The following is a 15,063-nucleotide window of genomic DNA, read 5'->3' as shown; positions in this document are numbered from 1 at the left end:
CCTCGCCGCCGGGGGTGGCCGGGGGGCTAACTGTGCGTTGCTGATCGGCTACCGGGCGGGGTGGCGGGGAAGGGTTCTCTGCGGTTCTGGTTCGAGGCGCGGAGGCGATGGCATGAGCGAGGTCCCGGCACTGCCCAGCACGACTGTCCGACCCGGCGACAAGCGGTATCCGGCTCTGAGCCGGGGGTTCAATCAGCGGTGGATCGCCGAGCCGGAGTACGTGCGGCTCGTGCGGACGCCCGACGAGGTGGTGGCGGCGCTCGCCGACGCGGTGAACGAGGAGCCGCAGGACCCGGAGCGGACGCGGATCACGGTGAAGTCCGGCGGGCACTGCTACGAGGACTTCGTCTGCGGTGACGACGTGCGGGTGATCCTCGACCTGAGCCCGATGTACGGGATGTACTACGACAGCGCGATGAAGGCGTACTGCGTGGAGGCCGGGGCGACGAACTGGCACGTCTACAGCCACCTGTATCCGGCGAGCCGGAAGGCGCTGCCCGGCGGGTCGTGCTACTCGGTCGGGCTCGGCGGGCACATCCCGGCGGGCGGGTTCGGGCTGCTGTCGCGGCAGCACGGGCTCACCGTCGACTACCTGTACGCGGTCGAGGTGGCGGTGGTGGACGCCGACAAGACGGCGCGGCTGGTCGTCGCCAAGCGGGACGACGAAGAGCCGTTGAGCGAGTTGTTGTGGGCGCACACCGGAGGCGGCGGGGGGAATTTCGGGATCGTCACCCGGTTCTGGTTCCGCGGGCTGCCGGAGCCGCCGACGCGGGTGCTGCTGACCGCGATGGCGTGGGATTGGGAAGACTTCACCAAGGACGAGTTCGCCACATTGGTGAACGCGTACGCGGAGTACTTCCGCGACAATCAGGACGCTTCCACGGCGGCCGGGAAACTGTTCGCGATGCTCAAGCTCAACCACGTCAGCAACGGCCAGCTCGGGCTGCTGGCGCAGGTGGACGTCGACGACCCGGACGGCCCGCGGGCGATGAGCGACTTCATCGCGGCCGTCGACGGGCGGATCGGTCCGGACGCGACGCAGATGAGGACGGCGATGGGCGAGCATTTCGTCCACCTGGACATTCCGCGGGTGATGCCGTGGCTGACGGCCACGCAGGCGCTGAACGCGAGTGGGGAGAACCGCTGCGGCAAGTACAAGTCGGCCTACCTGCGGAAACCGTTCACCGAGCAGCAGATCGACGCGATGTGGGCGTATCTCGGCAATGAGGAGTACGTCGATTACGTGAACAAGCAGGCGCTCATCCAGGTCGACTCGTACGGGAGCGCCGTCAACAGTCCTCTGCACGACACGGCGGCGCGGCAGCGCGACTCCATTCTCAAAATGCAATACCAGGTCTACTGGACGAGGCAGGACGTCGAGGAGGACACGCACATCGCCTGGATCCGCGACATCTACAAGGCGACGTTCGCGGAGACCGGGGGAGTGCCCGTCGCGGACGGCGACGTCACGGACGGCTGCTACATCGGATACCCCGACGTCGACCTGAACGACGAGCGCTGGAACGAGTCGGGCCAGTCATGGGAGACGCTCTACTACAAGGACGCCTACGAGCGGCTCCAGGAAGTGAAGCGGCACTGGGATCCGCTGAACGTGTTCTCGCACGAGCAGTCCATCCGCCTGGACGGCGCCCCATGACGGAGCGGTGACGCCGCGTCACCGATCGTCTCGCCTTTATTGCATTGAATGTCAATGCTTGCGGCTCCGGCGGCGGGAACAGTAGTTTCTTCGGCGGGCGGCTGGGGAGCGCATGAAGAAGCGTACGGACAGGAAGATCGCCATCGCGGGGACGGCTGCGGCGGTCGTGCTGCTGCCCGCCGTCATGGTCGGCCTCGCGCAGGCGGGCGTCGGCGTGCCGAAGGAGCGGTCGGAGGCCCGGGGAGACGCCGAGCCGGTCCCGTCCTTCGGGCCTCCGACGAAGCCCGGGTCGACCCCTTCGCCGAAGCTGCCCCGCGTCCCGCCGGGCACGAACCCGTTCAGGACGGGCAACGGCTCGCCCAGCCCCGACGACCCCGACACCAACGCCGCAGGTCGCGCCACGAGGCCGCGCCTCCCGGGCGGAGCCGGGCCCGGCGGGTACCTCAAGGCGCCCGACGGCGCCGCCGTCAGCAGCGTCAAGCGACTCAGCGCGCGGCAGTTCGACGTCACGATCGCGTCCCCCGCCCTCGGCGCCAAGGTGAAGACGCGCGTCATGGTCCCGAAGGGATGGACGGCCAGGAGCAGCAGGTCATGGCCCGTCGTATACGCCTATCACGGCGGCAACGACACCTACGGGTCCTGGACGCACGACTCCGACATCGAGAAGACCGCCGGCTCGCACGACGTGATGGTCGTCATGCCCGAAGGCGGCTTCAAAGGCTCGTACACGAACTGGTGGAACGGCGGCAAGGGCGGCATCCCGGAATGGGAGACCTTCCACATCGACGAGGTCATCCCGCTGATGGAACGCAATTTCCGCGCCGGGTCGATGCGCGCCGCGATCGGGCTGTCGTCCGGCGGTCAGGGCGCGATCACCTACGCCGAACGCCGTCCCGGGGTGTTCCGGTACGCCGCGTCCTACAGCGGGCCGCTCAACATCACCGCGCCCGGCATGCCGGTCATCCTGACGTCCATGAACCGGGAGGCGGGCACCGCGATCTGGGGCGACCCGATCACCGCGCGGGCGAACTGGCGCGCGCACGACGCGACCGTGATGGTGGCGAAGCTGAAGGGCACCGGCGTGTACGTCTCGTCCGGCAACGGGCAGCCCGGCCCCTACGACGACCCCGGCACCGTGCCTTGGCACGCGGGACGCATCGGCGAGCAGCTCGCCGGGGTGATGACGGCCGACTTCGTCCGGGCCGCCAGGGAGGCGGGAGTCCCCGTCACCGCGAGCCTCTACGGGCCCGGCATGCACAACTGGAAGTACTGGCAGCGCGAGCTGGACCGGAGCTGGCCCGCGATCGCCGCCGCCATCGGCGCCCGCAAGTCCTGACCCGCCGAATGGCCGAATCGCGAGCGCCGACCCCCCGCGCCCTGTGACGATGGACGGCATGACGGGTAGTGATGGTGCGGCTCTCGCCGGTGACCTGCCCCCTTCGTTGTCGGCCGCGTGGTCGTCGGCGTGGCTCGGCGAGGTGCGGGCGCAGCGGACCCACCCGCTCGTGCTCTGGTACGGGCCCACGTACGGGGTGATGGAACGGGTCGACGGCGGCTGGATGATGTCCGGAATGGAGCGGATGACGCCGCAGGACGCCCGCGACTCCCTCGCCTGGTGGTTCCGGAACATGGCCCGGAGCGCCGCGTCCTCCGCCGCCGACCGCGACGAGTACCGGGACGGGGCGGCGCTCCTCGAACGCGGCCGCCCGGACGAGCTGACCGTCGCCGGGCGCGTGTTCCGCGTCGTCCGCGCCGACCGGTTCTGCCGCTTCGGGGTGGACGGCCCCGAGCCGCCACGCCCCGCCGATCCCGACGACCTGCCCGAGCCCCGCACCCGCCGCGACGCCCACCGGTTCGACCACGGGCTGCTCCCGCCCGCGCGGACGCCCGGTTCGCCGGACCTGCTCGGGGAGCGGTGGGAGAACGTCCCCGAGGGGCCGGTCGTCCCGCCCGAGGTGACCCGCGACGCCCGCCGCGCGCTCGCCACCCATCCCCGCGTCTCCCGGCTCGCCGCCCGCTTCGCCGCCGCCGAGAAGGAGAACGGGACGTGGCCGCCGCACGGCCCGTTCCTGCACAGCCCCGCCTGCGTCCGCGACCATCTGGCCGCCTACTTCGACACGATCGTGCCGATGATGCTGCCGTCGTCGCCGGACGTCCTCGCCGAGTACCGGGCCGCCGCCGGTCTGCTCCGCGACGGGACGCGCCGCGCCGAGGTCACCGTCCTCGGACGCCGGTTCCGCGTCATCCGCTTCGAGTACGTCGTCCGCGTCGGGCCGGACGGGCCCGAGCGCCCCCGCCCGTCCGACCACGACCCCGAAGAGCCCTTCACCCCCGACCCCGAGGAAGCGCACGGCCTGGGGATCGCCGACGACGAGTAGGCGCGGCTCCGGGGCGCGGCGCTCGCCGGTAGCGTGGCGGCGGTGAAGGGATTCGCGCGGCGGGAGTTCCAGCTCGTGCTGCTCCGCCGGATGGCCGACTACCAGCCCGGCCTCGTCGAGGACGCGATGCGCGCGCTGGACGCGTCCCGCACCGAGATGCGGGAGGTCAACGCCCGCTGGCAGCGCATCCTCCGGTCGCGGACGTTCCCGCGCGGGCAGCGCCGCTACGAGGCCGTCCTCGGCCCGCCCGGCGCCGTCGAGCAGCGGAGCATCGGCGACGTGACCTGCGAGATCGCCTGGTGGACGGGGCTGTCGCTCTGGCCGGGCCTGCGCTTCGAGATCATGATGGCCCCGGACGGCTCCGTCGCGCACGAATGGCTCGTCCGCGACGACGGCGTCCCCGTGCCGCGCCTCGACACCGTCGACGACCTCGTCCCGTGGTCCTGCGTCGTCGGCGACGTCGCCGCGCGCTTCGGAACCGTCGCCCACCAGGACGGCGACGCCCCCAGCCGCTGGCACGCCACGCTCGCCACCCCCGACGGCACGTTCGCGGCGCATTTCGTCTGGGGCCTGCTCCAAACCGTCGACGGCGTCTGAACATTGGGCACGTTTTGGCGGTTCGCGGCAAAGGAGATTGCGCGGCCGTTCCTACCGTGGAGGAATGCCCGAGGTCACCGAGCACGCCCCCGGGACCGCCGCCTGGACCCAGCTGACCAGCCCGGACGTCGGGGCGTCCAAGGAGTTCTACCGCGGCGTCTTCGGATGGGACTCCTACACGCTGACCCTGGGCGCGTGGGGTGACAACGAGATCTTCACGCTCGGCGGCGCGCAGGGCCCGGAGGTCGCCGGGCTGAACTCGCTCGTGGACGACACGGAGCCCGCGTCCTGGACGTGCTACTTCCGCGTCGAGGACCTCGATGCCGCGATCGCCGCCGTCGGCGACGCGGGCGGCGCGGTGAACGTCGAGCCAACCGACATCGCCGACCTCGGGCGCATGGCGCTGTGCTCCGACCCGCAGGGCGCCGAGTTCGCCCTCTGGCTGCCGCACAACATCAAGGGCGCCGGCGTCGTCGACGAACCGGGCGCCACCTGCTGGGTCGAGCTGGCCAGCACCGACGTCCAGGACGCGCGCCGCTTTTACGGCAAGGTGTTCGGCTGGACGGCCGTCGACCGCTCCTACTACGCGCCGTCCTACACCAACTGGAAGATCGGTGACTGGTCCGTGGCCGGGATGCTGCCCATCGAGGCATGGTGGCCGGCCGGTTTCCCGCCGCACTGGATCCCGTACTTCTGGGTCGAGGACTGCGACGCCACCGCCGCCCGCGCCGCCGAGCTGGGCGCCACCGTCCACGTCCCGCCGACCGATATCCGGCCCGGCCGGCTCTCCGTCATGACCGACCCCGCCGGCGCGCGGCTGGCCGTCATCACCCCGGACGTCTCCGGACGGCCCGCCGATCCCGCCCGTCCCTGATCACCCGGCGGGGGCTCCGGTGCGCGTCGCCCCCGTGGGCCAGATGACGTGCACGTCCATCTTCTGCCTGCGGGCGTACTCGACGACCTCCGCGGTCCCGCCGCGTCCGCGCGCGGGCGTGCCGTCCCAGACGGCGATGAGGCGGTCGACGCGCGCCAGCATCGCCAGCCCGGCCTCCTGGTAGGGGCCGGGGCCGGGCCTGGGATGCCGCAGCGGCAGCACCACCGCGGCGCGGGCCTTCAGCTCCTCGAAGCCGCGCCGCGCGCGGGCGCCGAGCGCGGCGGCGTAGCCGGTGGCGGGCACGATGACCTCCAGCCGCCCGCCGAGCTCCAGGACGGCGCGGGCGAAGATCTGGTCGGCGCCGTCGGCGAGGCAGGACACGCCCACGATGTCCCGCGCGGAGTGGTCCCGCAGCAGCGCGCGGATCGCCGCGTCCACACGGGCGGTGGTCGTCTCGTCGAGGTCGCGGTGTCCCGTGATGGCGATCCGCATCGGCTCTCCTGCCTTTCCGCCGGGCGCCGTCCGCGCCGGTCACACATGGGACGCCCACCAGAGGGTGTGTTCCCGGGAGATGGCCTCCTCGACCTCGTCCACGAAATGCGCCCAGGCGGGTTCCGAGTCCGGCCACTCGATCCGCGAGGCGATCTCGGCGAGTTCCTGCGCCGCGATGCCGTAGGCGGTGGCGAGCTGCTGGTGCTGCCGGGTCTGCACCCAGGCGAGGCCGCCCGCCGCGACGGCGCCGGCGATGCCCGGCAGGTCGAGCGAGAGCACGCCCACCGCCTCGAGGACGGCCGCGACCAGCCCGCACGCCTCCAGCGACGCCAGGAACACCGACCAGCGCGCGACGCTGCGGCCGTGCTGCCTGGAGCGGCGGGAGTACCAGCGGTACTGGTCGTCGATGCGGCCGGCCCGGTAGGCGCGGCGGCGCACGTCCAGTGGGCGGCCGCGGAGTTCCCGCATCTCGTCGGTGACCTGGAGGCCGCCGCCGTCGGGGTCGACGACCAGGCTGTGCAGGTTGCCGCGGATCACCGCGAACCGGTGCAGCAGCAGCGACTCGGCTGCGCGCTCGTCCACGTCCTCCGCGCCGAACGGCTGCCCGGCCACGGCGAACCGCCACGCGAGCGTCTTGGCGGACTCGGCCGCGGCCCTCGACTCGTACCACTGCCGGTCGGGACGCTCGGTCAGCAGGTACACCTCGACGACCAGGCCCACGCAGAGCCCGGCGGCCGCCACCACCGCCGCCGCGTCGATCCGGCCCACCTGGACGGTGAGCGTGCCGAGGACGGCGGCGGTCAGCAGCGCGGCGAGCCGGAGCGCGGTCGCGGCGAGCAGCCGGTGCTGGCCCGCGGACGCGCTCGTGTCAGCTGCCCGAAAAAGGGCTGGATAGTGTGATTCGGCGAGTGCCTCCACACTTTGAGTGGAATGGGGGCCGTTGTCCGCGTCAAGGCTGTGTGCACAAATCCACACAGCCCACTCGGGCTTGTCCGGCTCCGGCCATCGAATCCCTGAACCGCGCGCGGGCAGTTCGCATCGGATCAGGAACTTTCGACGATGTGCGCGAGCCGGACCTGATTCGGCATGGCCGAAATGAAGACACGATGAGTGGGTTGTGGGACGCTGGCGGATGCGGCGAGTTTATGGTCTGCACAAAAGTTCGATGGTGCGGTATCCAAGGCCCGCCGTGACGTCGGCCCGCACGATAGTTGTTCTCGCGGACGGGCATAATGTCGCCACGCACTGTAGCCAAGGCCGGATGGACGATCATGAATATTGTTGAGGAAGCGGGCGCGCCGGAACTCGCCGACCTGCGGGAGATGACTCCCGAGGAGCTGGCTTTCGAGGCGGACGCCGCCCGCATCGTCGCACGGTTGACCAGAACCGATGAGAAGTCCGGCGACGGTTCGGAGGCAGTCCGGGTCGCGGCGTTCAACTCCTTCATCTGACATCTCATTACAGCAGTCATGCCTCCGTCAACACTGTTCCGCCAATTCGTGCTCAAGGTCCACGGCAGATGTGACCTGGCCTGCGACCACTGCTATGTGTTCGAGCACGCCGACCAGGGTTGGCGGAGGCGTCCGGCCGAGATGACCGTGGCCGCCATGGAGCGCGCGGCGGAGCGCATCGCCGACCACGCGCGCGGCCACGGCCTCACGCGGGTGGGCCTCATCCTGCACGGCGGCGAACCGCTGCTCGCCGGGCCGCGCCACCTCGCCGCCCTCATCGCCGCGCTGCGGGCCCCGCTCCGCGGCGCCTGCGACGTCGACCTGCGCGTCCACACCAACGGCGTCCTGCTCGACAAGCGGTACTGCGACCTGTTCCGCGCGGAGAACGTCAAGATCGGCATCTCGCTGGACGGCGACCGCGCCGCGAACGACCGGCACCGCTTATACCGCGACGGGCGCAGCAGCTACGACAAGGTCGTCCGGGCCATCGACCTGCTCCGCGCCGACTATCCCGACCTGTACTCCGGCCTGCTGTGCACCATCGACATCGCCAACGACCCGATCGCCGTCTATGAGGCGCTCGCCGCGCACGAGCCGCCCGCGATCGACTTCCTCTGGCCGCACCACACCTGGGACCGCCCGCCGCCCCGGACGTCCCTGACGTCATCGTCCGGATGGTCTCCGACCGCGTACGCCGACTGGCTGAAGGTCATCGCCGACCGGTGGCTGGACGACGGCCGTCCCGTCCCGGTGCGGATCTTCGACTCGATCATCAGCGCGTCCCAGGGCGGGCCGAGCTTCACCGAGTCGCTGGGCCTGGAGGCCAGCGACGTGCTGGTCATCGAGACCGACGGCGGCTACGAGCAGGCCGACTCCCTGAAGACGGCGTTCGACGGCGCCCCGGACACCGGCATGGACGTGTTCCGGCACTCCGTCGACGACGTCGCGAAGAACGCGGGCATCGAGGCGCGGCAGGGCGGGCTCGCGGCCCTGTGCGGCACCTGCCGGGACTGCCCGGTCGTCGCCACCTGCGGCGGGGGCCTGTTCGCCCACCGGTACAACGGCGACGGGTCCGGGTTCGCCAACCCCAGCGTCTACTGCGCCGACCTGTTCGCGCTGATCAAGCACGTCCACGAGCGCATCGCCCGCCATCAGCACGTCCTGCCGCCCGCCGTGGTGCGCGCCGTGGCGACCGGGCACGGCGACCGCGCCTCGATCGCGCGGCTCGGCGCCGCGCAGGCGATCGGCCGCCGCGCCGTGATCGCCGCGGTCGGTGGGCGGGGGCCGGAGGACGGGTCGTCGTCGCCGGGCTGGGAGGCGGTGAAGCGCATCGGGGCCGCGAACCCCGACGCCTACGACTGGGCGCTGTCGCATCCCTACGTGCGCGCCTGGGCGGTGCAACGCCTCCGCGCCCTGGGCCGGCCCGGCGCAGCGGAACCGGAAGGCGACGGCGGGCTCCTCGCGACCGTCGCGTGCCTGGCCGCCATGCGGGCCTTCGAGAGCGTCACGCTGACCGTCCCGGTGCGGGACGGCGCCGTCTACTTCCCGGGCATCGGCCGCTACCCGGTGCCGGGCCGCCGGGAGACCACCGTCCGCGTCGAAGCCGGGATCCTCGAGGTGGACGGCGCCGGACCGGTCGAGCCCGTCCGCCGCCTCACCGCGGGCTGCTTCACCGTCGTGCTCGACGACCTCGACCCGTTCCGCGACTGCCACGACCATCCCGCCGCGCCGCGGCTCGACGCCGGCACGTTCGCGCGGTGGCAGTCCTTCTTCCAGGACGCGTGGACGCTCCTGGAGAAGGAGTACGCGGAGTACGCGCCCGCGATCGCGGAGGCGCTGACGACGATCGTCCCGCTCGACCCGCCCGCGTCCGGCGCCAGCGTCAGCTCCGCCGCGCGGGACGCCTACGGCTCGGTCGGGATCGCGCTGCCCGAGAGCCCCGCGAAGCTGTGCCTGCTGATCCTGCACGAGTTCCAGCATGTGAAGCTGGGCGCCGTCCTCGACTTCGCCGACCTGTACGACAAGTCCGACGACCGGCTGTACCACGCGCCGTGGCGCAGCGACCCGCGTCCGCTGGAGGGGCTGCTGCAGGGCACGTACGCGCACGTCGCGGTCGCCGACTTCTGGCTCCGCCGGACGCGATCGGACGACGCGGCAGAGGCGGCGGAGGCCGCCCGCCACTTCGCCGACTGGTACCCGAAGACGGTCACCGCCGCGCGCACGCTCCAGGACTCGGGCGCCCTCACCGGCCTCGGCGAGCAATTCGTCGCGACCATGCGCCGGACGCTGGAGTCCTGGGACCTCCCGCCCACCCCGGCGAATCGGTAAAACTCCACATTTGACGGGCTGTAATCTCCCCGGCCCTGCCGCTATACATTGATGGGACCCCGGAGGGGAGCGGCATGGCGGGGAGAATTCAGGCGGAGGAGAGACGCCCGTACTTCTTCCTGAGTTATGCCAGGTCGCGCTACCGTCCCGAGGACTCCGACCGCTGGGTGGCGAAGTTCTTCAACGATCTCTGCCATGACATCGGGCAGGCTACGGGCGCGCTGAATCCCGGGTTTATGGACAGGCAGATTCCGGTCGGCAGCGAGTGGCCCGATCAGCTCGCCGACGCGCTCGCGAACTGCCGCGTCCTCGTCTCGCTGTTCTCCCCGCCCTACTTCACCAGCGAATACTGCGGCAAGGAATGGGCGGCGTTCCTGAACCGGTACCACGCGCAGACCGCCGGGCTCGACCGTCCGCCCGCGATCATTCCGGTGTGGTGGACGAAGATGGACATCAGCGAGATCCCCGAACCGCTGCACAGCATGCAGAACGTTCCACCGGAATTCCCGTCCGCGTACGCGCAGGAGGGCCTCTACGGGATCATGAAGCTGGGCCGTTTCCGCGAGCAGTACAAGGAGACGGTGCTGCGGCTCGCCACGGTCGTGAAGGAGCGGGCGGCCGAATGCGCGCTGCCGTCCGGCGCCGTCCCGTCCCTGGCCTCGGTGCAGAGCCCGTTCGCGGACGCGGCGCCGGGGTCCAAGCGTCCCGCCGTGCGGCTCACCCTGGCCGCGCAGCCGATCGACGACCTGCCGCCCGAGCGGGACGCCTACTACTACGGCCGGACGCCCCGCGAGTGGACGCCGTTCCGCGGCGAGGGGCACACGCTGCCGATCGGCTCGTTCGCCGAGCAGGTGCTCAGCGAACTCGGCCACCAGTCGATCGTGGAGACGGCCGACGAGCCGCCGCAGGAGCCGGCGGACGCGCCCGGAGTGCTGGTCGTCGACCCGTGGGCGGCCCGCGACCGGGACCTCGGCAAGCGGCTCCGGCAGATCGACCAGGACCCCGTCCACGTCCTGGCCCCGTTCAACTCCGACGACCGGCAGACGGCCGAGGCCGCCGACGACCTCGGCGAGGACCTCGCCGAGGCGCTGCCGAACGGGTCCGCGCTGAAGGGCTCGGCCATGCGCGTCACGTCGCCCGCCGCGTTCCGCGACGCGCTGCCCAAGGCCGTCAACGAGGCGCTCACCCGGTTCCTGAAGACCACCAGCGTGCATCCGCCGCAGACTCCGCCGTCCATGTCCCGGCCCACCCTCAGGGACCCGGAGTCCTGAGGCGAGGAGAACCCTTCATGACGAACCCAGCGAACATGACCCACGCAGCGAACACCCCGGACGGAGCCGGCAGGCCGAACGGCGGGACCATCGTCACCTTCTACTCCTACAAGGGCGGCACCGGCCGGACGACCGCGCTCGCCAACGTCGCCTGGATCATGGCCGCCGCCGGGCTGAAGGTGCTCGTCATCGACTGGGACCTCGAGTCCCCCGGGCTGCACAAGTTCTTCCATCCGTTCCTCGACCAGAACATCCTGACCTCGACGCCCGGGGTCATCGACATGCTGGACGAGTACTCCTGGGCGACGACGAACAAGCACGAGGACGACCAGCGCGACTGGCACCGCGACTACGCGAAGGTGCTGCGGCACGCGGTGACGCTGGAGTGGGAGTTCGAGGACGAGGGGACGCTCGACTTCATCTCCGCCGGGCGGCAGAACAGGAACTACTCGTCCCTCACCCGGGCCCTGGACTTCGACCACTTCTACGGCCGGCTCGGCGGCGGGCAGTTCTTCGACGCGCTCCGCGAGGACATGCGGCGGCACTACGACTACGTCCTGATCGACAGCCGCACCGGGTACAGCGACATCGCCGACATCTGCACGCTGCACTTCCCGGACGTCCTCGTCGACTGCTTCACGCTCAGCTACCAGAGCATCGACGGCGCCGCCGACATCGCCCACAACATCGACAAGCGCGACCATGTGCGGCCGATCCGCATCCTGCCGGTCCCGATGCGGATCGACTTCGGCGAGAACGCGAAGGTCGAGGCCGGGCGGGCGTACGCGCGGGGGCGCTTCGACCGCTTCCCGCGCGGCATGACCCGGCAGGAGGCCAACGGGTACTGGCTGTCGATCGAGATCCCGTACCGGCCGTACTACGCGTTCGAGGAGACGCTCGCGACGTTCGGCGACGCGCCCGGCTCGCCGAACTCGATGCTCGCGGCGTTCGAGCGGCTCACCAAGGTGATCACCGATGGGCGGGTGGGCGAGTACCGGCCCGTCGAGGAGGAGCTGCGCCTCGCCACCCTCGACCGGTTCACCCGGCGCGGCCCGACCGAGGTCTCCGACGTCCTCATCAGCTACGTCTCCGCCGACCGCCCGTGGGTCGACTGGATGGCGCTGGTCCTCGGCCGCGCCGGGTTCCGCGTCGACAGGCGCAGCGTGGACGCGGCGACGGGCGACGTCCCCGGCGACGAGCCGGGCGAGCACACGATCGTGCTGCTCTCGCCCGACTCGGTCAGCTCGCCGAACGCGCTGCGGGTGTGGGAGTCGCTGTCGAGCCGCACCGCGGCGCCGCAGCGCAGGCTGACGACCGTCCGGGTGCAGGACGCCGCGCTGCGGACGGCGTTCACCGACCAGCTGCCCCTCGACCTCACCGGGCTCGGGGAACGCGACGGCGCCGAGGCGCTCGTCCGGGCGCTCGGCAGGCCGGGCTACACCTTCGACCATCCGGCCGAGCACTCGCGGGTGGGCCCGCGGTTCCCCGGCTCGGCCCGGACCGCGCCGGAGATCTGGAACGCCGACCGGCGCAACGCCGTGTTCACCGGGCGCGGGCGGCTGCTCGAGGTGATCCGCGACCAGCTGCTCGGGACGACGCAGCGGGTCGTCATGCCGCAGGCGCTGCACGGGCTCGGCGGCGTCGGCAAGACGCAGGTGGCGCTGGAGTACGCGCACCGGTTCAAGGCCGACTACGACCTCGTCTGGTGGATCAGCGCGCAGTCGGCCGACTCGATCCGGCTGGCGCTGGCGAACCTGGCCGAGCAGCCGCAGCTCAGGCTGCGGGTCGGGGAGAACATCGCGGACGCGGCCGGCGCCGCGCTGGAGGCGCTGCGGCGCGGCGAGCCCACCTCCCGCTGGCTGCTGGTCTTCGACAACGCGGAGAACCCGGAGGAGCTGAAGCCGTACCTGCCGGGCGGGGACGGGCACGTCCTCATCACGTCCCGCGACCCGGCGTGGACGGAGCTCGCCAACCCCATCGCCGTGGACGTGTTCACCGAGGAGGAGGCCGCCGATCACCTGGTCCGCCGCGTCCAGGACATCTCCGAGGAGAGCGCCCGCAAGATCGGCACGGCGCTCGGCTACCTGCCGCTCGCGATCGAGCAGGCCGCGGCGTGGCTCGCGTCCACGTTCATGCCGGCGGGCGAGTACCTGGAGGCGCTGGAGAACGAGACGGCGTCCACGCTGGAGCGCAGCGCGGAGAGCTTCCCGCAGTCGGTGGCGATGACGTGGAGCGTCACGTTCCGGCAGCTGCGGGAGGCGTCCCCGGCGGCGGCGCGGCTGCTGGAGCTGCTCGCGTTCTTCTCGTCCGAGCCGATCTCGCTCGACCTGGTCTACAGCGACGTGACCGCCGGCATCCTCGCCGCCTACGACGAGACCGTCCGCGACACGCTGGTGATCGGCAAGCACGTCCGGGAGATCAGCCGGTTCGCGCTGGCGAAGGTCGACCAGGGCAACAAGGCGATCCGGGTGCACCCGCTCGTCCAGGCCGTCGTCCGGCACGGGCTCGACCCGGAGCTGACGGACACGACCTGCCACGACGTGCACAAGATCCTGCTGGGCGCGCGGCCGAGCCACGGCGACACCGACGACCCGGGCAACTGGCCGAACCTGGAGGAGATCCTGCCGCATGTGAAGCCGTCCAGGGCGGCGAGCTGCGAGGACGAGGACGTCCGGCAGATGCTCACCGACCTCGTCCGGTACCAGTGGAAGCGCGGCGTGTTCGACAGCGCGATGGCGGCCGGGCAGGAGCTGGTCGCCGAGTGGAGCGGCAAGCTCGGCGAGGACCACTGGCAGTGGCTGTTCCTGCGGTCGCAGATCGCGAACGTGCTGCGCTCGCAGGGCAACTTCCAGGAGGCCTACGACCTCGACCAGGACGTCCTGGACCGGCAGCGCAACTCCCCGACGCTCGGCCCGACGCACCCGCACACGCTGATCACCGCGGGCAACCTGGCGGCCGACATGCGGGCGATGGGCGACTACCGCGGCGCGCTGGCGCTGGACCTGCAGACCTATGAGCAGGCGGGGACGCCGTGGGGGGAGGAGCACCCGCGCACGCTGATGATCGCGCACAACCTGGCGGTCGACTACCGGCTGACCGGCGACTGGGAGAGCGCCTACCGCTACGACACCGACACGCTGCGGCTGCGCCGCGCCCAGCTCGGCGACGACCACCCCTACACGCTGTTCACCGAGGCGAACGTGGCCCGCGACCTGCGCGAGGCGGGCCGGTACGACGAGTCCGTCGTCCAGCTCCGCGACGTGTACCGGCGGTACGTGGACGTCCTCGGCGACCAGATCCTGGACACGCTGCGGACGGGCAAGAGCCTCGCGGTGTCGCTGCGCCGGGCCGGGCTGCGGGAGGAGGCGCTGGCGCTGGCGGAGGACACCTACGCCCGCTACCAGCGGCATTTCCCGGAGTCGCCGGACACGCTGCCCGCCGACCTGGAGGTCGCGGCGTGCATGGGCGAGCTCGGCGACCTCGTCGGCGCCCGCGACCGGACGCGCGCCGTGCTCGCCCGGCACCGGGCGCAGATGGGCGACGAGCACCCGTACACCGTGATGATCGAGAACAACCTCGGCTGCTACCTGCGCTACACCGGCGACCTCGACACGGCCGTCGCGCTGACCGCCAAGACGTCCTCGCTGCTCGTGCGGCTGCTCGGCCCCGGCCATCCGCTGGTGCTGCTCGCGGCCGTCAACCACGCGAACTGCCTCGGCGACGCGCGGCGCTTCGAGGACGCCGAGGCGCGCGAGCGGGACGCGCTCGCGGGCCTGATCAGGGTGTTCGGCGAGGACCATCCGGACACGTGCTTCTGCCGCGGCAACCTGTCGGTCACGCTGGAGGACATGGGCCGGGTGTCGGAGTCGCGGGAGCTACGGGAGCGGGCCGTCGCCGGGCTGCTGAGGCTCGGCGAGCAGCGCCCGCATCCGCTGATCGCGGCCGTCCGCGACGGCCTGCGCGTCGACCGCGACTTCGAGCTGCACCCGGTCTGACCTGGTCTGACCCGGTCTGC

At 71.6% G+C, this 15,063-nt stretch carries 11 protein-coding genes; 9 read left to right on the top strand and 2 right to left on the bottom strand.

The genetic code is table 11. The features are described 5' to 3' along the window. The first annotated feature begins 112 nt into the window (after window positions 1–112). The 5 genes from ACH35V_RS35190 (at window position 113) to ACH35V_RS35170 (ending at window position 5,506) form a co-directional block, all read left to right on the top strand. Entirely contained in the window at window positions 113–1,657 is a 1,545-nt protein-coding gene (locus tag ACH35V_RS35190) for an FAD-binding oxidoreductase (protein ID WP_395979185.1), read from the top strand. A gap of 112 nt (window positions 1,658–1,769) precedes the next feature. Then, the gene (locus tag ACH35V_RS35185) at window positions 1,770–2,993 is read left to right on the top strand and encodes an alpha/beta hydrolase-fold protein (protein ID WP_395979184.1); all 1,224 of its coding nucleotides are present in this window, start codon (window positions 1,770–1,772) and stop codon (window positions 2,991–2,993) included. Window positions 2,994–3,051: 58 nt separating this feature from the next. Then, a complete protein-coding gene (locus ACH35V_RS35180; RefSeq protein WP_395979183.1) occupies window positions 3,052–4,035 on the top strand; it encodes a DUF5954 family protein in 984 nt (327 codons plus the stop codon). A 42-nt stretch (window positions 4,036–4,077) separates the two neighbouring features. Continuing rightward, window positions 4,078–4,632, top strand: coding sequence for a hypothetical protein (locus tag ACH35V_RS35175; RefSeq protein WP_395979182.1), 555 nt, complete (start codon window positions 4,078–4,080; stop codon window positions 4,630–4,632). Between the two features lie 64 nt (window positions 4,633–4,696). Further along, the gene (locus tag ACH35V_RS35170) at window positions 4,697–5,506 is read left to right on the top strand and encodes a VOC family protein (RefSeq protein WP_395979181.1); all 810 of its coding nucleotides are present in this window, start codon (window positions 4,697–4,699) and stop codon (window positions 5,504–5,506) included. Here the strand turns inward: ACH35V_RS35170 and ACH35V_RS35165 are convergent, their stop codons facing one another. Further along, window positions 5,507–5,998, bottom strand: a complete 492-nt coding sequence (locus ACH35V_RS35165) for a hypothetical protein (protein WP_395979180.1) — start codon at window positions 5,996–5,998, stop codon at window positions 5,507–5,509. 39 nt (window positions 5,999–6,037) lie between these two features. Beyond that, window positions 6,038–6,916 (bottom strand): DUF4231 domain-containing protein, encoded by an 879-nt coding sequence (locus tag ACH35V_RS35160; protein ID WP_395979179.1) that lies wholly within the window; start codon window positions 6,914–6,916, stop codon window positions 6,038–6,040. Window positions 6,917–7,269: 353 nt separating this feature from the next. Between ACH35V_RS35160 and ACH35V_RS35155 the strand changes: the two genes are divergently transcribed. From ACH35V_RS35155 to fxsT, 4 genes are all read left to right on the top strand, one after another. After that, complete coding sequence (locus ACH35V_RS35155) at window positions 7,270–7,449, top strand: hypothetical protein (RefSeq protein ID WP_131963395.1); 180 nt, start codon at window positions 7,270–7,272, stop codon at window positions 7,447–7,449. 18 nt (window positions 7,450–7,467) lie between these two features. Then, entirely contained in the window at window positions 7,468–9,777 is a 2,310-nt protein-coding gene (locus tag ACH35V_RS35150; protein ID WP_395979178.1) for an FxsB family cyclophane-forming radical SAM/SPASM peptide maturase, read from the top strand. Window positions 9,778–9,851: 74 nt separating this feature from the next. Then, entirely contained in the window at window positions 9,852–11,048 is a 1,197-nt protein-coding gene (locus tag ACH35V_RS35145; protein WP_395979177.1) for a TIR-like protein FxsC, read from the top strand. 17 nt (window positions 11,049–11,065) lie between these two features. Further along, window positions 11,066–15,043, top strand: coding sequence for an FxSxx-COOH system tetratricopeptide repeat protein (fxsT, locus tag ACH35V_RS35140; protein ID WP_395979176.1), 3,978 nt, complete (start codon window positions 11,066–11,068; stop codon window positions 15,041–15,043). Window positions 15,044–15,063: the final 20 nt, after the last annotated feature.

It is taken from the genome of Actinomadura sp. 1N219 (assembly GCF_044326405.1).
GTDB lineage: Bacteria > Actinomycetota > Actinomycetes > Streptosporangiales > Streptosporangiaceae > Spirillospora.
This window is presented reverse-complemented; position numbering and strand designations above follow the sequence as displayed.